This is a genomic window from Gordonia sp. NPDC003422, from assembly GCF_053588675.1.
This window is the reverse complement of record NZ_JBSFQL010000010.1, coordinates 63,409-83,090: the sequence shown is the minus strand read 5'-3', so window position 1 is coordinate 83,090 and position 19,682 is coordinate 63,409. Positions and strand designations below refer to the sequence as shown.

At 65.6% G+C, this 19,682-nt stretch carries 18 protein-coding genes; 14 read left to right on the top strand and 4 right to left on the bottom strand.

Annotated elements, in window-relative coordinates:
* Positions 1 to 89: 89 nt before the first annotated feature.
* From rsmA to ACWDTF_RS10730, 4 genes are all read right to left on the bottom strand, one after another.
* The gene (gene rsmA / locus ACWDTF_RS10745) at positions 90 to 989 is read right to left on the bottom strand and encodes a 16S rRNA (adenine(1518)-N(6)/adenine(1519)-N(6))-dimethyltransferase RsmA (protein ID WP_449754369.1); all 900 of its coding nucleotides are present in this window, start codon (positions 987 to 989) and stop codon (positions 90 to 92) included.
* Positions 953 to 2,071: a transglycosylase family protein gene (locus ACWDTF_RS10740; protein WP_449754358.1), complete on the bottom strand. Its 1,119-nt coding sequence runs from the start codon at positions 2,069 to 2,071 to the stop codon at positions 953 to 955. Before ACWDTF_RS10740 ends, rsmA begins: the two co-directional genes overlap by 37 nt.
* 158 nt (positions 2,072 to 2,229) lie before the next feature.
* A complete protein-coding gene (locus ACWDTF_RS10735) occupies positions 2,230 to 3,102 on the bottom strand; it encodes a TatD family hydrolase (protein ID WP_449754357.1) in 873 nt (290 codons plus the stop codon).
* 21 nt (positions 3,103 to 3,123) lie between these two features.
* A complete protein-coding gene (locus ACWDTF_RS10730) occupies positions 3,124 to 3,969 on the bottom strand; it encodes a PhzF family phenazine biosynthesis protein (RefSeq protein ID WP_449754356.1) in 846 nt (281 codons plus the stop codon).
* 565 nt (positions 3,970 to 4,534) lie between these two features.
* Here ACWDTF_RS10730 and ACWDTF_RS10725 point away from each other — a divergent pair.
* From ACWDTF_RS10725 to ACWDTF_RS10660, 14 genes are all read left to right on the top strand, one after another.
* Positions 4,535 to 5,344, top strand: coding sequence for an MlaE family ABC transporter permease (locus tag ACWDTF_RS10725; RefSeq protein WP_355279015.1), 810 nt, complete (start codon positions 4,535 to 4,537; stop codon positions 5,342 to 5,344).
* A complete protein-coding gene (locus tag ACWDTF_RS10720) occupies positions 5,344 to 6,204 on the top strand; it encodes an MlaE family ABC transporter permease (protein WP_240856465.1) in 861 nt (286 codons plus the stop codon). The genes ACWDTF_RS10725 and ACWDTF_RS10720 overlap by 1 nt, the downstream gene beginning before the upstream one ends.
* A 1-nt stretch (position 6,205) precedes the next feature.
* Complete coding sequence (locus ACWDTF_RS10715; protein ID WP_355279012.1) at positions 6,206 to 7,522, top strand: MCE family protein; 1,317 nt, start codon at positions 6,206 to 6,208, stop codon at positions 7,520 to 7,522.
* Positions 7,519 to 8,538, top strand: a complete 1,020-nt coding sequence (locus ACWDTF_RS10710) for an MlaD family protein (protein ID WP_355279010.1) — start codon at positions 7,519 to 7,521, stop codon at positions 8,536 to 8,538. The genes ACWDTF_RS10715 and ACWDTF_RS10710 overlap by 4 nt, the downstream gene beginning before the upstream one ends.
* A gap of 75 nt (positions 8,539 to 8,613) precedes the next feature.
* Positions 8,614 to 9,657 carry an MlaD family protein gene (locus tag ACWDTF_RS10705; protein WP_355279007.1) on the top strand — a complete coding sequence of 348 codons (1,044 nt, stop codon included), beginning with the start codon at positions 8,614 to 8,616 and terminating at the stop codon, positions 9,655 to 9,657.
* Entirely contained in the window at positions 9,657 to 10,859 is a 1,203-nt protein-coding gene (locus ACWDTF_RS10700) for an MCE family protein (RefSeq protein WP_355279004.1), read from the top strand. The genes ACWDTF_RS10705 and ACWDTF_RS10700 overlap by 1 nt, the downstream gene beginning before the upstream one ends.
* Entirely contained in the window at positions 10,859 to 12,001 is a 1,143-nt protein-coding gene (locus ACWDTF_RS10695) for an MCE family protein (RefSeq protein ID WP_355279001.1), read from the top strand. Before ACWDTF_RS10700 ends, ACWDTF_RS10695 begins: the two co-directional genes overlap by 1 nt.
* On the top strand, positions 11,998 to 13,266 hold the full coding sequence (locus tag ACWDTF_RS10690) for an MlaD family protein (protein ID WP_240856459.1): 1,269 nt from the start codon (positions 11,998 to 12,000) through the stop codon (positions 13,264 to 13,266). The genes ACWDTF_RS10695 and ACWDTF_RS10690 overlap by 4 nt, the downstream gene beginning before the upstream one ends.
* Positions 13,256 to 13,978 carry a hypothetical protein gene (locus tag ACWDTF_RS10685; RefSeq protein WP_355278998.1) on the top strand — a complete coding sequence of 241 codons (723 nt, stop codon included), beginning with the start codon at positions 13,256 to 13,258 and terminating at the stop codon, positions 13,976 to 13,978. The genes ACWDTF_RS10690 and ACWDTF_RS10685 overlap by 11 nt, the downstream gene beginning before the upstream one ends.
* A 53-nt stretch (positions 13,979 to 14,031) precedes the next feature.
* Complete coding sequence (locus ACWDTF_RS10680; protein ID WP_240856457.1) at positions 14,032 to 14,946, top strand: oxygenase MpaB family protein; 915 nt, start codon at positions 14,032 to 14,034, stop codon at positions 14,944 to 14,946.
* A 51-nt stretch (positions 14,947 to 14,997) separates the two neighbouring features.
* Positions 14,998 to 15,840 (top strand): oxygenase MpaB family protein, encoded by an 843-nt coding sequence (locus ACWDTF_RS10675; protein WP_355278994.1) that lies wholly within the window; start codon positions 14,998 to 15,000, stop codon positions 15,838 to 15,840.
* Complete coding sequence (locus ACWDTF_RS10670; protein WP_240856455.1) at positions 15,837 to 16,535, top strand: GntR family transcriptional regulator; 699 nt, start codon at positions 15,837 to 15,839, stop codon at positions 16,533 to 16,535. Before ACWDTF_RS10675 ends, ACWDTF_RS10670 begins: the two co-directional genes overlap by 4 nt.
* A gap of 58 nt (positions 16,536 to 16,593) precedes the next feature.
* The gene (locus ACWDTF_RS10665; protein ID WP_240856454.1) at positions 16,594 to 17,316 is read left to right on the top strand and encodes a beta-phosphoglucomutase family hydrolase; all 723 of its coding nucleotides are present in this window, start codon (positions 16,594 to 16,596) and stop codon (positions 17,314 to 17,316) included.
* The gene (locus tag ACWDTF_RS10660; protein ID WP_240856453.1) at positions 17,313 to 19,676 is read left to right on the top strand and encodes a glycoside hydrolase family 65 protein; all 2,364 of its coding nucleotides are present in this window, start codon (positions 17,313 to 17,315) and stop codon (positions 19,674 to 19,676) included. The genes ACWDTF_RS10665 and ACWDTF_RS10660 overlap by 4 nt, the downstream gene beginning before the upstream one ends.
* The last annotated feature ends 6 nt before the right edge of the window (positions 19,677 to 19,682 follow it).

Genomic DNA, 19,682 nt, shown 5'->3' with positions numbered 1-19,682 from the left:
GCAATAGCGGCGCTATTGTGATTCGACGACAACGCAGCCAGGGTGCAATCGAGCCGCCAAGACCCGCAAAGGGGATTGGGAGACACGCCCTAGTTCGTTTGGGCGAGCCGCACGAAATCGTCGACGGACAGCCGTTCACCACGGATTCCGGGATCGATGTCGGCGGCGCGCAGTCGGCGTTCGGCCTCGGCGGGTGAGCCGGCCCAGCCGGCGAGTGCCGAGCGCATCGTCTTGCGGCGCTGCGCAAATGCTGCGTCGATGACCGCGAAGACATTCGCTCGCAACTCGGCATCCTGCGGGTAGGTGGACGTCCGTTCGACGCGCACCAGCCCCGATTCGACCTTCGGCTCGGGCCAGAAGACGTTGCGGCCCACCGCTCCGGCACGACTGACCGTGCCGTGGTAGCGCGCCTTCACGCTGGGGACCCCGTACGTGCGGCTGCCCGGTCCGGCGGCGAGCCGATCGGCCACTTCCGCCTGCACCATCACCAAAGCGGTTGTGATCTCCGGGAATTCGGCCAGAAGATGCAATAACACCGGAACGGCGACGTTGTACGGCAGATTCGCGACCAACGCGGTCGGCAGCACCGGCAGATCACTTCTCGACACACGCAGCGCGTCCGCAGTGATCACCTCGAAGTGATCCACGCGCGACGGCGCGCGGTCTGCGACAGTCCTCGGAAGTAGCTCGGCGAGAACAGGATCGATCTCCACCGCCACCACCCGACCGACGACCTCGAGCAACGCGAGGGTCAGTGATCCGAGGCCGGGACCAACCTCGAGGACGGTGTCGTCGGGGCCAACACCCGAGACCGCGACGATACGTCGCACCGTATTGGCGTCATGAACGAAGTTCTGACCCAGTGTCTTGGTGGGGCGCACCCCCACCTCGTCGGCGAGCCGACGGATCTCTACAGGACCGAGGAGACCGACCCTGCGTGCGTCGGAGTCGCTCAGCGCAGACCCAGTCGGGACGAGCAGGACGGCCAGGCGCCCCAGCCCTGTGCGGCCTGAGTCTTCTTGGCGATGGCGATCTGCTCCTCGCGTGTCGCCAGGTCGGCGCGCGGCGCGTACTCCTGGCCACCCCAGCGATCCCAGGTGTTCTGGTCGAACTGGACGCCGCCGTAGAAGCCGTTGCCGGTGTTGATGGCCCAGTTGCCGGTGGCCTCACACTGCGCGAGGGCGTCCCAGACGCCGTACGGCACGAACGGTGCACCCGGCTTGGTGCCCACGCGGACGGTCGCGGCGACCGGCGCAGCCAGTACGACCGACTGCAGGCGCTCGCGCTTGACGACCTTGCCGTTGACGGTGGTGATGTTGTAAGTCACGCGCGCCTGACCTGGCTTACCCTTCTTCACCACGACCTTGCGGTCCTTGATGAGGGTCGGATCGTTCTTCTTGACCTCTGGCGGTGCGACAGCTTCGTTGACGGTCGACGTCTCGGTGCGGATGCGCGTCACGTTGATCTTCATGTTCGCGCTGACCGGGGTGTTCGCCGGGGGCACCACCTTGTCGGTGGCGACCAGCGGATTACCCAGGGTCGCGAGCAGATCGGCGACGGTCTGGGCGGCAACGGTCGGTCGCGAGACCGCGGTGCCGTCGGTCAGCTGCACCTTCTTGGGCATGGCGAGATCGACGACGCCGCCCTTGACCGGCATCGCGGCGTGCGGCTGGAAGTTCGGGAGATCTGCGGCGTGCGCGAGTCCGCGCTCGGCCAACAGTTGGTCGATGGTGACCGCGTTGGTGGTAACAACCTCGGAACGACCGTCGATGTCGAGGGTGAGGGTCTTCTTCCGGTGCACGGTGATCGTCTGGCCGTCGTCGAAGCCGGAGTCGAGCGCCGGGGTCACCTTGTCGCCGTCGACCGGGTCGATGCCCTGTGAGGAGAGGAGCGATTCCACCGACAACGCCATCGTCGACACGTTCTGAGTGGAGCCGTCGACGTCGATCGTGACGTTCTTGTGCATGGCGATGCCCATGACACCACCGGCGGCGACGGTCGCGAGCACAGCTCCGACGGCCACACGCGCACGGGTGGACTTGGACTCGTTGATCTTCGAGAGCACAGACAAGGTGAAACATCCTGATCGACTACACGGGCGTCCACCAACGCGCTAGACACAAACATCCCCGACGGCCGTAAGCCCCTCGTGGCCGGAATGTCTCCTCGGAATCCTGGCGGGATCCTCGAAGCACTGGTGGATCACAGTACGATAACGAACCGGCCTGATTACTGCAAAGGCAGTCGGTAAATTCTTCTGGCGTTGTCGCCCAGGACCCGCGCCATCTCGGCGTCGTCGACGCCCCGGACCTGCGCCAGCGCACGGGCGGTGTACGGCAGGCAATAGGACTGATTGGGCTGGCCACGATAGGGATCCGGGGTCAGAAAGGGCGCGTCGGTCTCGACCAGTACTTGATCGTCGGGCACGATCTCGGCCGCGGCTCGGAGTTCTCCGGCATTGGCGAAGCTCACAGTTCCGGCAAAGCTCAGCAAGTACCCGCGATCTATGCATTCGGATGCAACATTTCGGTCACCGGAGAAGCAGTGCATGATCACGGTCTCCGGCGCGCCGACGTCCGCGAGGACATCGAGCAGGTCCCGATCGGCCTCCCGATTGTGGATCATCAGGGGTTTGCCGACGCGTTTGGCGAGGTCGATGTGCCATCGGAACGCCTCGTGCTGAATCGCCGGATCGGCACAGTCCTCCGATCGCGCCGGCCAGTAGTAGTCGAGCCCGGTCTCGCCGATCGCCACCACTCGCGGATGCCGCGCCATCTCTTCCAGTTCCGCAGCGGCCTCGTCGGTCAGATCACCCGCGTGCATCGGGTGCAGGGCGATGGCGGCGAACGCGCGGTCGTCCCATTCGGCGGCCGCAACCGCCCAGCGCGCGTCGATCATGTCGTCGGCCACCGTCACGACCTGGCCCACCCCGACCGCTTCGGCGTGGTCGAGGATCGCGTGGACCGTCTCCGCATCCCGGCCACCACAGGCCGCAAGGTGAGTGTGTGCGTCGACAAGCCCGGGCAGCGGTTGAGGATCCGGCGGCGGCTCACGACGACGACGCTTCTTGGCCGCCTTGTTGCTCAACGTCTCCTCGGTCATGAACCCAACGATGTCACAGAGTCAGATGTCGACCGTTCCGTCGATGACCCGAATGCAGTCACCACCGATCCAGATGTCGGTGCCGTCGTCGTCCACGTGCACCCGGCCGGCGCGACCCAGCGCGGCGCCCTGGGTCGCGATGTACTGCGACGGCACGGCATCGGTGGCGCGAAGCCAGACCGCGATGCCGGCATTGAGGCTGCCGGTCACCGGATCCTCGGGCACCCCGACGCCGGGCCCGAATGCCCGCACCTCGATCGCCGCGTCGCCGTTCACCGGATGGGCGCCGACCAGCCCGACGAGGTGATCGCCGAGAGCGGCCATGTCCGGTGTCACGTCCAGCACGCGTTGGGCCGACGGCAGCCGCAGGACCATCCACTCCGGCCCGTTGACGACCCACTGCGCATCCGAGACCTCGTCGATCCCGACGCCCAGAGCCGCACACACCTCGTCGACCGTTGTTGCATCGACCGCGCCCGACCGGGTCAACGGCGGCGCGGCAAACGACAACCGCCCCGCCTCCTCCCGGATCTCGACCAGGCCGATTCCGCACTCCTGAACGATCCGTTCCCTACGCGAAGACCCACCGGCCGCGAGCCAGGCGAACGCCGACCCCAGCGTCGGATGACCCGCGAACGGCAACTCACCGCCCGGCGTGTAGATCACCAGCCGGTAGTCGGCGGCAACATCAGCATGAGGCGGGTCGGTGGCAGGCAGCACGAACGTCGTCTCCGACAGGTTCGTCCACCGCGCGAACGCCGCCATCTCGTCGGGCGTCAGTCCATCCCCGTCGAGCACCACGGCGACCGGATTGCCGAGAGTGCCGACCGCCGAGAACACATCCACCTGCGCGAAACGTCTCTTCATGAGTCGTCATCCTGCGGTATGGGCTGGCGGCGGGGCCACCGGTTTTCGGACGAGACTCCCGATGACTCGGGCGCGAGCCGCCCACCCGATGGCCACACGAAGCCCCCACCCGACGGCTGAGGTGCGAGAAAGCCCCTCCCGATGCTGAGGTGCGAGAAAGCCCCTCCCGATGGCTGAGGTGCGAGGAGGCCCCTCCCGATGGCTAGGTGCGAGGAGGCCCCTCCCGATGGCTGAGGTGCGAGGAGCGATAGCGACGAGCCTCGAAGCCCCTGGTGAGCTCAGATTGTCGTCTCACCAGGCCCCTTCGAGGCTCTCGGCTAGCGCCTCGAGCACCTCAGGGAGCGGCGAAAGCTGGCGCCTCGAGCACCTCAGGGAGCGGCGAAAGCTAGCGCCTCGAGCACCTCAGGGAGCCGCGTGAACCCCAATTCTGGTCGATCGACCAACTCAGGAGTTGATTTCATATATGAAACACGATAGCTTTCCGTTGCGATGCGGGTCACACCATACGCAGTAGGTGCGACCCGTCTCGCCGCTTCAAGAGCGCGCACGATGACAGGGGGTCACATTGGCGTTCGAGCTGCCCGCATCCAAGGGGCCGGTCCGCGATCTCGCGAACGAGGCCGGCCACACTCTTGGATTCGCACTCCAGGCCATCGGGGCCCTCGTCGTCGCCACATTTCGACGTCGACTGTCGATCGCCGAGACGCTGAACCAGACCGTCTTCATCGGACGGGTCAGCACCGGACCGTCGCTGCTGCTGATGATTCCCGTCGGTGTCTTCATCGCCGTCTCGGTCGGTGAACTCGCCGGCCGGATCGGGGCCGGCGGATACTCCGGTGCGGTCGTCGCCTTCGTCATCGTCGGTCAGGCCTCGGCCCTCGTCTGCGCGCTCATGATGGCCGGTGTCGCCGGTTCCGCGATCTGCACCGACCTCGGCTCCCGCAAGATCCGCGAAGAGATCGACGCGATGGAAGTCATGGGGCTCAACGTGATCGAGCGTCTCGTCGCGCCGCGCATCCTGGCCGCGATCATCGTCTCGCTCGTGCTGTGCTCACTGATCACCGTGACCGGCGTCGGGGCGTGCTACCTCTACCACATCTACGTCCAGCACCTGCCCGCCGGCGCTTTCATGGCGACCTTCAGCCAGTACGGACGCTTCTCGGACTTCGTCATGGCGCTGGTGAAGGCGACCATCTTCGCGCTGACATCCACAATCGTGGCCACCTTCAAGGGATTACACGCCCGAGGCGGACCACGCGGTGTTGCCGACGCGGTCAACGAGGCCGTCGTCATCGCCTTCGCGCTGGTGTTCATCTTCAACACGATCCTGTCGCAGCTGTACACGGTGATCGTCCCGGCGGTGGGAGCGTACTGATGGTTTCCGCAGACTTCTCCTTGCGCGTCCAGCGCCGCACTTCGGCTCGGCTGCAACAGTTCACGTCCGGTCTGGTCCGGCTCGGCGAGTTCGTCACCTTCATCTGGCGCTCGATCATCGCGATCCCGTTCACCCTGGTGCACTACCGCAAGCACGTGCTCAACCAGATCGCCGAGGTCACCTTCGGTTCCAAGTCCCTGCTCTCCGGCGGCGGCACCCTCGGCATCGTGTTGGCCATGTCACTCGCCGCGGCCATGATGCTGGGTGTCGAGACCTACCGCGGACTCCAGTTGGTGGGGATGACCTCGCTGTCGGGCATGCTCGCGGCGATCGCCAACACCCGCGAACTCGCGCCCGTCGTCGTCGGAATTGCGTTGGCCGCCAAGGTCGGAACCGGATTCACCGCACAAGTCGGCGCGATGCGCATCTCCGACGAGATCGCGGCGCTGGACTCGATGGCCATCCGGTCGATCCCGTTCCTCGCGACCACCCGCATGATCGCCGCGATGGTCTGCATCCTGCCGATCTACATGGTCGGCCTGCTGGCGAGCTACATCGCCACCCGCCTCGTGGTCGTCTGGTACAACGGCGAATCCTCGGGCACCTACGACTACTTCTTCCATCTCGCCCTCACCCCCACCGACCTGCTCTACTCGGCGACCAAGGCGATCGTCTTCGCCGCCATCGTGGCGCTCGTGCATTGCAGCTATGGCTATTTCGCCTCCGGCGGACCCGAGGGTGTCGGCCAGGCCGCCGGCCGCGCGCTGCGCACGTCGATCCTCGCGATCGGCATCTTCGACGTCATCTTCACGTTCGGACTCTGGGGCCTGGTCCCGCAGATTCCGGGATTCGGAATCTGAAATGTCGGTCATGCTGCCCGGAAATCCCGTGTCCCGCACGTCCTACATCCTGCGTGCCCTCATCGCGACCGTCCTCGTGGGCACTTTCGCCATCTGGATGGTGGCCCGAAGCACCGGCGTTCTCGAGACCGAACCCGAGATCCACGCCGAGGTGCCGGTCGAGGCCGGTCTCATCACCACCGGCGCACCCGTGCGCTACCACGGCGTCAAGGTCGGCGAGATCAGCTCGATCGACGCCGGCACAACGTCGTCGCAGGTCAGTCTCGCCATCAAAGAAGACGAACTGTCGAAGATCCCGAGCACCGTCGTCATGCGGGTTCTTCCCCGAACGTTCTTCGGCGACATCTATGTTCAGCTCGTCGACAACTCGCTGGCCCCGGCCGGGTCCACCGAGTCGCTCAGCGACGGTGACGAGATCAAGATCGACGCCGGACCCGACGCGATCAACCTGTACGACATCTTCAGCAAGCTCTCCAGCGTCCTCGCCGAAGTGCAGCCGGAGAAGATGAACATCGCGCTTGCCGCGGTCTCGCAGGCAATCGGTACCAGCGGTGGAGATCTCGGGATCATGATCGACGACTGGTGGCAGGCGTCGCGTGAACTCGAATCGACCATCAACCGATTCATCGACTCGACGCCGCGGTTCCGTGCCGTCGTCGAAAGCCTGCGTCGCGCAACACCATCGATCACCCGGACCCTGCAGTCGACCACCTCGATCTCCCGTGGGATCGTGGAACACCAGGAGAACCTCGGCGCCTTCCTCGCCTCGGCCTCCGGCTTCGTCGGGAGCGTCGCCCCGTTCATCGCGCAGCAGCGCAAGAACCTCATCACGGTGCTGAGTTCGACGAACGTCATCCTGTCGACCGTCGCGCAGAACCCGTCGGGCATCACCGACACCGTCACCGAGGCCGCCAAGTTCGGTGCCGCCGGCACCATCCTTTTCTCCAGCGGACGGTTCAACATCACTGCGGTACCGACGTTCTCGCAACCGATGCCGTACACGGCCGCCAACTGCCCGACGTATGTGAACCTGCGCGGCCAGCAGTGCTTCGGCGCCGGCAATGGCCTCGGTACCGGTCCGGTGCGCGCGCCCGGCGCCCCCAACCCACCGTTGCTGTCGCCTCGGCAGACCGCGCGGCCGGGCTACACACCGTCCGGCTTCACCGGACCCGCCGTCATCGACGGTGCTGCCGAAGCGCCCACCTTGGCCGGGCTCGAGACCCAGCTGCGCGGCGGACCGGTGGCGGCGACCCCGAACCCGGCGACCACATTGATGCTCGGCCCGATGCTCCGCGGAAACGAGGTGAGGGTGCGATGACCCGCCTGTCCTGGGTGACCGTCGTCAAGTCGATGTCCTTCGTGATCATCGGCATCATCGCGGCCGTGATCGTCAGCAACACTCTGCGCGTTCCGGTTTCGGGTCCGACGACGACCTACAGCATCCAATTCACCGACGCCGAAGGCCTGCTGGAAGGCAACCCGGTGACCATGTCCGGCGTGCGGATCGGACGGGTGAAGAAGATCGAGTTCAGCCCGCAGCCCGACGGCACCGCGCTCGCCGACGTCGAGGTCGACATCCAGCAAGACGTCAGCCTTCCCCAGCAGGTGCACGCGTCCATCCGGTACGGCGACATGCTCGGCGCCCGCTACATCGCGCTTTCCCAGGCTCGTCCGGGACAGCCGGGCCGCAACGGCACCGACATCCCGGTCGAAGCGACGTCGGCACCGGTGAACCTGACCGCTCTCATGAACGGATTCCAGCCACTGTTCTCCGCGCTGGATCCCAAGCAGGTCAACGAACTCGCCCGCGGCTTCGTCGACACCTTCGAGGGTCGCCAGGGTTCGGTCCAGTTGCTGCTCAAGCAAATCGGCAGCATGGGATCGAATCTGTCGGCCAACAGCGCGATCTTCGCGCAGCTCGTCACCAACCTCAACGAGCTCATGGGCACGATGGATTCACACAACCCGCAGCTCACCCAGCTGTTCAACGGGCTGAGCTCGTTGACGTCGGCGGTGGTCGGCGACAGCGGACAGTTCGCGGCCCTGCTCACCAGTGGCGACCGCGCGGTGTCCTCACTGGCGCAGATGATGACGTCGGCCGGCGGCAACTTCCAGCAGGCCCTCACCGGCCTGGAAGGTGTCACCTCGACCTGGGTCGCCCACACCCCGCAGTTCACGACATTCCTCAAACAGTTCCCGGTGCTCGCGCAGAAGATCAACCAGAGCGGACGCTACGGCGGCTTCATGATGCTCTACCTCTGCAACTTCACCCTCAAGGCGTTCAACCTGGAGGCCAACATCTTCGGTCCGCAGCACTCGCCGGTCTGCATGTGAGCGAATGCGACAACCCGTGACCACCAACGACTTGCCCATCAGCCGACAGCCGGAAAGAAAGTAGGAGCCCAGCCCGTGTTTCTGGTCAGACTCATCGACGTCTTCGTCGGAATCTTGGAGTTCGTCTTCAAGTCCGACAAGCGTGCCCAGGGTGCGTCGGCGGCCGTGCTGGGTACCGCCGGGATCATCACCCTGCTGACACTCATGCTGATCGCCCTCGGCGTCCCGCAGCTCAAGTACCACGCCGAAACCTCGCCGTTCACCGCCGAACTCAAGAACGCCTCCGGCCTCACCACCGCCGATCCGGTTCTGGTGGCAGGTGTTCCGGCCGGCCGCATCGAGTCGATCGACCTGGCCGGCGACAAGGTGCGGGTCGGTTTCCGCCTCGACAACGGCCAGCCGCTCGGAAACCAGACCCGCGCCACGGTGCGACTGCGGACCGTGCTCGGCAAGCGCTACCTGGAGATCATCCCGGCCGGCTCCGGCCAGGTGGGTCCCGACAACACGATTCCGTTGTCGCGCACCACGGTTCCGTACAACCTCGACGACATCTCCAGCGCGGCGGTGCACACCTCGCGCGACATCGACTCCGACGCGGTGCGCGCAATGATCACCACCATGAACCAGATCGTGCCCAACGGCGACACCCTCGATCAGTCGATCGCCGGTGCGGCCGGTGCCACCGCGGCCATCACCCAGACCGGCACGCAGATCGACCAGCTGCTCGCCATCTCCAAGCGGCTCGCGACAGTGACTGCGCAGCAGAGTGATTCGGTGGCGAGTGCCTTCTCGAGCACCCAGCTGATCGTGCAGACCCTCGCGGTGCGCCGGATCGTGCTGACGCGCCTGGTCGACAACCTCCGGACCATTCTCGCCCAGATGGCCGCCACCTTCCCGAAGATCCCGATGGGGCAACTCGTGACGAATATCCAGTCGGTGACCGGCACGCTGAGCGCCAACGTCACCACCATCGACGCCATCATGAAGCAGTTGCCACCGGCCATCCGGACCATCACCGACGCGACCGGCAACGGCAACTGGGCCGACGTGGTGTCGCCGAGTGCGGTGATCCCGGACAACATGCTGTGTTTGCTCGGTGCGATGCAGGGGTGCCGCTGATGACCTTCCGTCAAGTTCGCGAAGTACGCCGGCGTAAGACCCACGGCGGCAAGATCTTCATGGCACTGCTGCTGGTGGGCGCGCTCGTCGCCGGCTACTGGTACGTCTTTGTCGACAAGGCCGACACCCGAACCGTGCATGCCGAATTCGCCTTCGTCAACGGTCTTTACGAAGGCTCCAAGGTCACGGTGCTCGGCGTCCACATCGGCCGCATCGAGACCGTCGAGCCGGCCGGCAACCACGTCAACGTCACCCTGAGCATGCCGGCCGACGTGAAGTTGCCCGCCAATGTCCAGGCGTACGTGCTGAATCCGTCGGTGATCAGCGACCGCCACCTCGAACTCGGCCCGGCCTACACCGGCGGACCGCAGTTCCCCGACGGCGGCACCATCCCGATGGAACACACCCACTCCCCCATCAGCTTCGACCAGCTGCTCGACAGCATCGGCACGCTGACCAAGATCATGGGCCCTGCACCGGGCGGCGCAAACAACAACGACCCCAACGGCATCGGCACGCTCTTGGCCGCCACCGCAAAGTCGTGGGACGGACGCGGCGAACAGTTCGGCACCATGATGACGGGCCTGGCGTCGGCCTCCGGCGTCTTCGGCGCACGCACCGAGGATCTGCAGGATCTGATCGAGAGCCTCAATCAGCTCATGCAGACCTTCCGCTCCAAGCAGGTGTCGCTGACGGGCCTGGTCGAGGCGATGAGCCGACTGTCCACGCAGTGGGCCGGCGCCAACCAGGACATCACCACACCCATCAACGACCTGCGGATCGTCTTCGACCAGATCAACGGCTTCGTGATGCAACACGGCAACGACGTGGGCGTGGTCGCCGAGAACCTCGAGAACCTCGGCAACACCCTGGTCGCCAACAAGGCCGGGCTCGCCGAGTTCATGGATCTCGCACCGCTGATGATGCAGAACCTGTCGAGCACCATCGGCCCCGACCGTCGTGGTCGGATCCGCCTCAACATCTCCACCACACTGGCCCAGTTCAAGAAGCTGAAGCCGCTGTGCGATCAGTTCCCGATGCCGATCTGCATCGGGGCAGGCCTCACCAACCCGATCGCCTTCCCGATCAGCTCGTCCGATCCGCTGGGCATCGTCTCGGCGATCACCGGCGGTGCGCTGCCCGTCCGGCCCCCAGCAGTGACACCAGGGAATGGGACACCAGCACCGAGGGGTGGGAACTGATGGCCGGGCGTAAGACCGCACTGCGCGTCGCGACTCTCGCAGCGGCCGTGACGATCCCGCTGTCCGCCTGCTCGGCGGGACTGCAGGATCTCCCGTTGGGTGCCGGCAGCGGCGACTCCTTCGACGTGACCGCCGAACTGATCACCGCCGACGGAGTGGTGTCGGGCGCCGACGTGCGCCACGGTCAGCAGATCGTCGGACGGGTCACCGACATCGGCCTCTACGGCAACCACGCCGAGATCACGATGACGCTCGAGGACGGCACCACGCTGCCCGCCAACACCAATGCGACCGTCGAATTGCCGTCGGCCCTGGGCACTCCGTTCATCCGGCTGAGCGCACCCAAGGATCCCGAGGGCGAACTCAGCGACGGCTCACACCTGCCGCTCGCCCAGACGTCGGTCGGCCCACAGATCGAGAGCACCCTGGCCGCACTCGGAAACATCCTGGGCGGCAGCGGTGTCAGCCAGTTGCAGTCGGTGATGAACAGCCTCAACACGGCGTTCGAGAACCGGTCGGACAAGGTCGGCGATCTCATCGACACACTCAACCGGCTGCTGTCCCGATCGTCGGTGTACACCAACGACTTCAACGCGGCGATCGCCGCTGCAACCGAGGTCAGCAACCTGCTGGTCAGCCAGCGAACCGTCGTCGACGACTTCCTGCAGCAGGCGCCGACCGCCGTTGGAGTCCTTGCCGCACAGCGTGATCAGGTCGCATCGCTGATGCGAAACACCACCACGCTAGCCGTCAATCTCGACGCCGTCGTCAAGGGACGTCAGGCGTCGCTGAACACGATGGTCGCCAACGCGAACATCCTGGTGCAGTCGTTGGCCGCGTTCAACGGGACGGTCGGCACCACGCTGAACAACATGAATTCGTTCATGCGCAACTTCAATCGGGCCATCCGCGGCGACTACCTCGTCTTCGACGGTGCACTCGACATCCCCGGCGGCATCGACCAGATCCTCACCGGCGGGCTGCTGCTCAGCGGCCAGCCGCTGCCGACACCCAAGCAGCTCGAGGACGCCCTCACCGGTGGCCTCGGGCGGCCTCAGAAGCAGGCTCGCGCCAATCGCCCCGCCACACCGCAACCGAGTCCGGCCCGCCCGACGACGACCCGGCCAGGAGCCCCGCGATGACTCACACCACACCCTCGGGAACCAAACGCCGCCACCGGATGCCCAAGCCGCGCACCGGAACCCTGCAGTTCATCATCTTCCTGGTGTTGTCCGCCGTGGTGATCCCCTACGGCATCACCTTCGTGTCCGGGCCCGAGGGGCTGCGCGACAAGATGACGCTGCACGCCACCATGGTCGACGCCTTCGGCCTCACCCCGGGCACCGGGGTCACGCTTCGCGGCGTCGACATCGGCACCGTCAAATCGGTGTCCCTCAGTGACACCGGCGACAGTGCCGACATCGAACTCACCGTCCGGGGCGACACCCTCATCCCGGTCGACTCCGTCATGCAGGTCACCATGGCCTCGATGGCCGGCATCCAGAGCGTCGACATCATCACGCCCGACCAGGAGCCGCCGTTCCTCAAATCCGGTGACAGCATCAAGGCCCCACAGCAATTGCAGCCCAAGCAGATGGACGCCATCATCACCGAGGCCGCATCGGTGTTGCGCAGCATCGGGACCGGCCATCTGAGCACCTTCGGCAACGAGTTCTATGCCGCCTTCAATCACAACGATCAGGCGCTGGCCAAGCTCGTCAGCAACGGCAGCGCGCTCGCCAGTCTCGTCAACCGCAATGCGCCGATCCTGCGTGGTCTCTTCGACGACCTGCTGAGCGTGCTCGGCGCGATGAGCAACAACACGGCGGCCTTCGAGTCGGGCATGCGGTCGGTGGCGAACTTCACCGACCAACTCGACGCCAACCAGCCGACCTTTGTCTACCTGCTCGACCACGGACCGAAGAGCCTGGCGCGCACCCGCACTCTCTTCGATCGTTACCGCGGAACCTTCGGCGGTGTGCTCGCCAACCTGGCCGTCGTCGAGCCGATCATCAGCGACCGAAATGCCGCGCTCACAACCGGTTTGAACACGATTCCGCAGGGGCTGCTCGACCTGCGATCGATCGTCAAGGGCAACCGCGCCGACTTCGCCCTCATCGGCACGCAGGGGCCGGTGTGCATGTTCTACGACGTACCGCGCAGCGCGATCGGCGATCTCACCGTCACCGCACCCAATCTCACCCGCTACTGCCCGCCCGGAAACGGCTACGGACAGCGCGGGGCGGTAAACGCACCGCGACCCAATGGACTCGGAACGACCAACATGACCACCCCGGGCGGGGTTTCCGGGCCGCCCGCAGTCGCCGACCCGCTTCTCATCCCGAACGGCGTCGAACTTCTCCAGTGGTGGCAAGAGCTTCTAGAAAGGGCACGAAGTGGCAACTGATACAACCTCTCTCACCGAGAAGAAGGACACTGAGAAGAACGACACCGGGGCAACCGGCGAGACCGACACGCCCCGCGGCAAGAAGAGCGCTGCCGCACGCACGGCCCCGGTCGCGCGGCGCAAGCAGGCCAAACGGCCGAGCGCCACACGAGACTCGAAGACCGTGGGCCACAACACCGACACCGACACCGACACTTCGAGCGACGTTGCGCCCGAGCGAGGCCGGCCCCGCGCGCTGATCATCAGTGCAGTCAGCCTGCTGTTCGTCATCCTGATCGGCGTGGTCGGCTTCTTCGCCTATCAGTTCCTCTCCGACGACGACGCCTCGAGCGCGGCCGCGCCGAGCACCGCCGAGGCCATCGACACCGCCAAGGATTACGCGATCAAGCTGTCCAGCTTCGACTATCGCGACCTGAACAAGAACCGTGCGGCGATCGCGGCGATGTCGACCCCCGAGTTCGCCGCCAAGTACAGCCAGATGGTCACCGACCTCACCCAGATCGTCACCGACGGCAAGGGCGAGGCCACCGCAACCGTCAGTCACGCAGCGGCCGAGCAGGTCAGCGCAACCGACGCCACCGTGATGCTGTTCGTCGACCAGCAGGCCCGCAACGTGGTCGCACCGACCGGCAAGACCCAGGCCTACCGCATGGTGGTCAAGCTCAAGAACTCCAACGGCCACTGGCTGGTCGACGACATCCAGACGAAGTGATCACAACCGAATAGTGCGTCACCACCCACCGCAGAACACAGAAAGGAACGACGATGGCCGCTAGTTACCTGCCCGTTCTCACCGAGACCGTCCCCGAGTTGACCACCGCCAAAACACGGATCGAGATCGACACCCGCAAACGTCGTTCCACCAGTCTGCGTAAGCCGGCGCGCATCCAGGAGGCCATCGACTTCTGGTCCTTCGCCGGCGGCGCCGCCAACGTCGTCATGCAACTCGGCTGGCCCGAGGTCGCCTACGGCGTCATGGAGTCCAAGGTGGAATCCGGGTCGCTGGTCAAACATCCCTGGAAGCGTGCCCGCACCACCGGCCAGTACCTGGCCGTGGCGATCCTCGGCACCGACGAGGAGAAGGCCGCGTTCCGCGAGGCCGTCAACTCCGCCCACCGGCACGTCAAGTCCGACGCCAACAGCCCGGTCAAGTACAACGCCTTCAACCGCGAACTCCAGATGTGGGTGGCCGCCTGCCTGTTCGTCGGCATCGAAGACACCCACCAGCTGCTGCACGGCGTCATGAACGAGGAAGAAGCCGAGGAGTTCTACCAGTCGTCGAAGACCCTGGGCACCACGCTGCAGGTCCCCGACGACATGTGGCCGGCCAGCCGCAAGGAATTCGACCATTACTGGAACGTGGCCTGCCAGCGCATCGTCATCGACGACACCACCTGCGACTTCCTCAACGACCTGGTCGACCTGCGGATGATCAACCCGATGATCCGGCTGCCGTTCGTGAACCTGCTGCGCTTCCTCACCATCGGCACCCTGCCGCCCATCTACCGCGACCAGCTCGGTCTGGAATGGACCGAGGACGACCGCCGTCGGTTCCAGCACCTGTTCACCTTCGTGTCGGTGGTCAACAAGTTCCTGCCCAAGTCGATCCGCTTCGGTGGCAGCCGAATGCTGATGCGCGACCTGCGTTTCCGCATGAAGCACGACCGGGCGATGGTCTGAGGACCCGGAGTACTGACATTGCGAACCAGGTCGAGACCCGACCTGCAGCGGGTGCTCAACGAACCGGTCATCTACTTGATGTGGCCGCGTGCAGCACTCATGCAGCTCGCCCATGACGACATCGCTCCCACCGAGGTGGAAAGCGGTGTCTACGGGATGCGTGGGGCCCGACGCTGGGCGGGCACCATCAACTACTTGCGTCTGGCCACCTCGGGCGACGACGAGGTGCTTCGTCCGCTGGTCCGTGAGGTCAACCGCATCCACGCCGATGTCCGCGTACCCGCGGGTCATCCGGATGGTCGTCGGCGCCCCGCGTTCGATCCGGGCCACCAGCTGTGGGTGGCCTCGACCTGGTTCGTCAGCATCGTCGACACCTACCAGTTGTTCGTCTCCCCGCTCGACGACGACGTCATCGAGCAGCTCTACCGAGAGTTCCTCCCGGTCGGCACGCTGCTGCAGATGAAGGTGGGCGACTGGCCGGTGGACGTCGCCGCCCTGCGCTCCTACGTCGCCTACATGGAGGGCGACTACCCGGCGCATCGTCCACGGTCGGACCCGGCCGACCCGCCGGAGACGGCCACCCCGGGCGATGTCGCGACGCAGGTCTTCTCGACCTACTCCCTACCCTGGCGACATGTGCGCCAGATACCGCGCGTCCGGCTGATCACCTGGGGCATGGCCGGCGCACAACTTCGATCGATCTACGGCATCGAGTGGACCCCCGCACACGATGTTCGCTTCCGAAGAGCCGTCCGGACAGTACGGTGGAAGCAAGCGTGCTGGCCTGGCCCCTCCCGACGTCGCCACGGCAAGCGCAAGGCCGCCAAGGCGGTCACGCGACTGAAAGAGAACTCCGTGTATCACGACCCCCTGAACCAACGGAGCCGCACATGAGCCCCGCGTCCCTTCGGCGTACCCAACTGACCGACGAGGTCGCCGACTACCTCCGCAACCGGATCATGACCGGACAACTCCGGCCGGGTGACTTCGTCCGGCTCGACGAGACCGCGTCGGCACTCGGCTGCAGTGTGACTCCGGTTCGTGAAGCGCTGGTGACCCTGCGCGGCGAAGGACTGGTCCGCTCGTCACCGCACCGTGGATTCATCGTCGAACCACTCGACCGCGGCGACATCGTCGACATCTTCTGGATGCAGGCGGAATTGTCGTCGCGGCTGGCCACTCACGCCGTCGACACGCCCGACATCGAACGCCATCTTGCCGAGCTGTCCGCCATCGTCGACGACCTCGAGCGGGCGGTCGACGCAGGCTTTGCCGACCGCGTGCTCGCCGGCGAGTTCGCCTTTCATCGCAAGGTGCACCTGATGGCGAACAGCAAGAAACTGGCATGGTTCCAGTACGCCGCGAGCAAGTACAACCCGTTCGAGCTGTACTCCGGCGACGAGACCTGGGGACGCGAGGCGGTGACGAGCCACCGCCTGCTGATCGAGCAACTGCGTACCGGCGATGTCCGCGGTATCCGCGACGAGATCCACGCCCGATTCGCCGACGCGCGCGATCGTCTGATCGCCCAACTCGAGTCGATCGGCTTCTGGGACGACGACTCCGAACCCGCCGCGACTTCGGCCTGAACGCCAGGACACGCGCTAACCGCGCCAGAGCGGCGTCGGACGGGTAGCGTTGCCAAGCGTGTTGGGTTTGCCAGAAGCGATCTCGGTGGCACTGTTCGATCTCGACGGTGTGCTCACGTCCACAGCGGTCTTGCACCGCAAGGCATGGAAGACGGCCTTCGACGACTTCCTCTCCGAACGGGCGGGCGGGACGGACAGTCCCGACTTCGTCGAGTTCACCGATCAGGACTACCTCGACTATGTCGACGGGCGTCCGCGCGAGGCAGGCGTCCGCGCCTTTCTGCACTCGCGTGCCATCGATGACGTCGACGACGACACGATTGCCGCCATCGGCACCGGCAAGAACGAGATGTTCTTGACCGCACTGTCGGAGGGGGGTGTCGAGGCCTACCCGGGTTCTGTGCGCTATCTGAACGCGGCACGCGATGCGGGTCTGCGCATCGCCGTGGTGACGTCATCGAAGAATGGAGCAGCCGTGCTGGATGCAGCCGACCTGTCACAGTTCGTCGAGGTCCGGGTCGACGGCCTCGAGATCGTCGAGAAAGGCTTGGCGGGCAAGCCCGCTCCCGACTCGTTCCTGCTGGGCGCCGAACTGATGGGTGTCCCGCCGGCGCAGGCCGCCGTGTTCGAGGATGCGATCTCGGGCGTGCAGGCCGGTCACGCAGGCCAATTCGGGTTCGTCGTCGCCATCGACCGGCATGACGGTGCGCAGACCGAGGCCATGCGTGCGGCCGGAGCCAGCGTCGTCGTCGGCGATCTCGACGAATTGCTCCCCGCATGAGCGGCCACTCGCCGCAGGAGAGCGGCTTCGGCTTCGAGATCGATCCCTGGCAGCTCAAGCGTTCGGCCGGAGTCGAACTCGACATGCTCGGGGCCACGGAGACGCTGTTCGCGTTGTCCAACGGACACATCGGGCTGCGCGGAACATTCGAGGAGGGTGAGCCGGTCGATCATCCGGGCACCTATCTGAACGGCTTCTACGAGCTACGTGACCTGCCCTACGCCGAAAGTGGTTACGGTTACCCGGAATCCGGCCAGACGGTGGTGAACGTCACCGACGGCAAGATCATCCGGCTGCTCGTCGAAGACGAGCCGATGGATCTTCGCTACGGACGCACCGAAATTCACGAGCGGGTACTGGACTTCCGGACCGGAACCCTGCGCAGACATACGCTGTGGACGTCGCCGACCGGTCGTACCGTGCGCATCAAATCCGAGCGGCTGGTGTCGTTCACCAAGCGCACCATCGCCGCGATCCGCTACGAGGTCGAGCCCATCGGCGAGGACATGAAGCTGGTCCTGCAGTCCGATCTGCTTGCCAACGAACCGGTTCCGGCGCCCGGCAACGATCCACGTCTGGCCGCGGCGCTCGACGCGCCGTTGGTCTCCGATCTCGCAACATGCCGCAACTACTGGGGCATGCTGGTCCACCACACCAAGAAGTCTGGCCTGCACATCGCCGCCGGCATGGACCACGAGATCTACTTCCCGGACAAGGCCGACACGTTCATCCGCGCCGACGCGGACCTGGCCCGCCTCACCATCGCCGCGAATGTGCCGCAGGGCAAGAGCATCACGCTCACCAAGTACATCGGCTACGGGTGGTCGGCGCGACGTTCGGTGCCCGCGCTCCGTGCCCAGGTCGACGCCGCGCTCGCCATGGCGATGGAGACGGGATGGGACTCCCTCAAGGCCGATCAGGTGCATTACCTCGAGGAGTTCTGGCGAGACGCCGACGTCGAGATCGACGGCGACCCCGAACTGCAACAGGCCGTGCGCTTCGCCCTGTTCCACGTCCTGCAGGCCGGCGCCCGCGGGCAGTCCCGCGCCATCCCGGCGAAGGGTCTGACCGGACCCGGATACGACGGCCACACCTTCTGGGACACCGAGAGTTTCATCCTGCCCATGCTGACCTACACCGTGCCCGCGGCGGCCGGCGAGGAACTGCGATGGCGGCATGCGACCATGGACAAGGCCAAGAGCCGCGCCGCCGAACTCGGCCAGCGCGGGGCGATGTTCCCGTGGCGTTCCATCAACGGCGACGAGTGTTCGGGCTACTGGCCCGCGGGCACCGCCGGTGTGCACGTGTCGGCCGACATCGCCAACGCGACCGGCCGCTACCTACGCGCGACGCATGACGAGCAGTTCGAAACCGAGTGCGGCGTCGAGATTCTCGTGGAGACGGCGCGACTGTTCGCCGGGCTCGGACATCACGATGCCAACGGACGCTTCCGCATCGACGGTGTGACCGGACCCGACGAGTACACCGCCGTCGTCAACAACAACACCTTCACCAACCTTGCCGCGCAGCAGAATCTGCGTGACGCGGTGGCCGCGGTCCATCGTCGACCCGATTTGGCCGAGCAATTCGGTGTCACCAATGCCGAAGCCGCACACTGGGAATCGTGTGCCGACGACATGACGATCCCCTACGACGAGGCGCTCGGCGTGCACCAGCAGTGTGAGTCGTTCACCCTGCTCGGCGCGTGGGACTTCGAGTCGTCGGCCGGCCGCTACCCGCTGTTGCTGAACTACCCGTACTACGACCTCTATCGCAAGCAGGTGGTCAAGCAGGCCGACCTGGTGTTCGCGACCTACCTGTTCGGGTCGTCGTTCACGCCCGAACAGAAGCTGCGCAATTTCGACTACTACTACCCGCTGACCGTGCGCGACTCGTCGCTGTCGGCGTGCTGTGAGGCGGTCACCGCCGCCGAGGTGGGATATCTCGATCTCGCCTACGACCTGCTCGCCGAATCGGTGTTCACCGATCTGCACGATCTGCACAACAACGTCAACAGCGGTCTGCACATCGCGGCCCTCGCCGGGGCGTGGACCGACTGCGTCGCCGGGTTCGGCGGGATGCGCGACTTCGGCGGCAACATCACGTTCGCGCCGCGGCTACCGAGCCGGCTCACCTACTTGTCGTTCCGCATGATCGTGCGCGACTCCAAGATCGTCGTCGCGATCGACAAGGATCACGCCACCTACCGGCTGCTCTCCGGACCGCCCATCGACCTCGCCCACCACGGTGAGAAGTTCACCCTGGAATCGGCACCCGTGGCGATGGAAATCCCACCCCTCGAGTACCGCGAACCCCCGAAGGCGCCACACGGCTGCGAACCCTACCGCCGGGAGATCTGACCCACC

Excerpts from the sequence above, each read along its gene's own strand:
- ACWDTF_RS10695 (WP_355279001.1), top strand. The coding sequence starts at position 10,859 with ATGGCCGGGCGTAAGACCGCACTGCGCGTCGCGACTCTCGCAGCGGCC.
- ACWDTF_RS10700 (WP_355279004.1), top strand. The coding sequence starts at position 9,657 with ATGACCTTCCGTCAAGTTCGCGAAGTACGCCGGCGTAAGACCCACGGC.
- ACWDTF_RS10660 (WP_240856453.1), top strand. The coding sequence starts at position 17,313 with ATGAGCGGCCACTCGCCGCAGGAGAGCGGCTTCGGCTTCGAGATCGAT.
- ACWDTF_RS10730 (WP_449754356.1), bottom strand. The coding sequence starts at position 3,969 with ATGAAGAGACGTTTCGCGCAGGTGGATGTGTTCTCGGCGGTCGGCACT.
- ACWDTF_RS10710 (WP_355279010.1), top strand. The coding sequence starts at position 7,519 with ATGACCCGCCTGTCCTGGGTGACCGTCGTCAAGTCGATGTCCTTCGTG.
- ACWDTF_RS10680 (WP_240856457.1), top strand. The coding sequence starts at position 14,032 with ATGGCCGCTAGTTACCTGCCCGTTCTCACCGAGACCGTCCCCGAGTTG.
- ACWDTF_RS10715 (WP_355279012.1), top strand. The coding sequence starts at position 6,206 with ATGTCGGTCATGCTGCCCGGAAATCCCGTGTCCCGCACGTCCTACATC.
- ACWDTF_RS10735 (WP_449754357.1), bottom strand. The coding sequence starts at position 3,102 with ATGACCGAGGAGACGTTGAGCAACAAGGCGGCCAAGAAGCGTCGTCGT.
- ACWDTF_RS10670 (WP_240856455.1), top strand. The coding sequence starts at position 15,837 with ATGAGCCCCGCGTCCCTTCGGCGTACCCAACTGACCGACGAGGTCGCC.
- ACWDTF_RS10690 (WP_240856459.1), top strand. The coding sequence starts at position 11,998 with ATGACTCACACCACACCCTCGGGAACCAAACGCCGCCACCGGATGCCC.
- ACWDTF_RS10720 (WP_240856465.1), top strand. The coding sequence starts at position 5,344 with ATGGTTTCCGCAGACTTCTCCTTGCGCGTCCAGCGCCGCACTTCGGCT.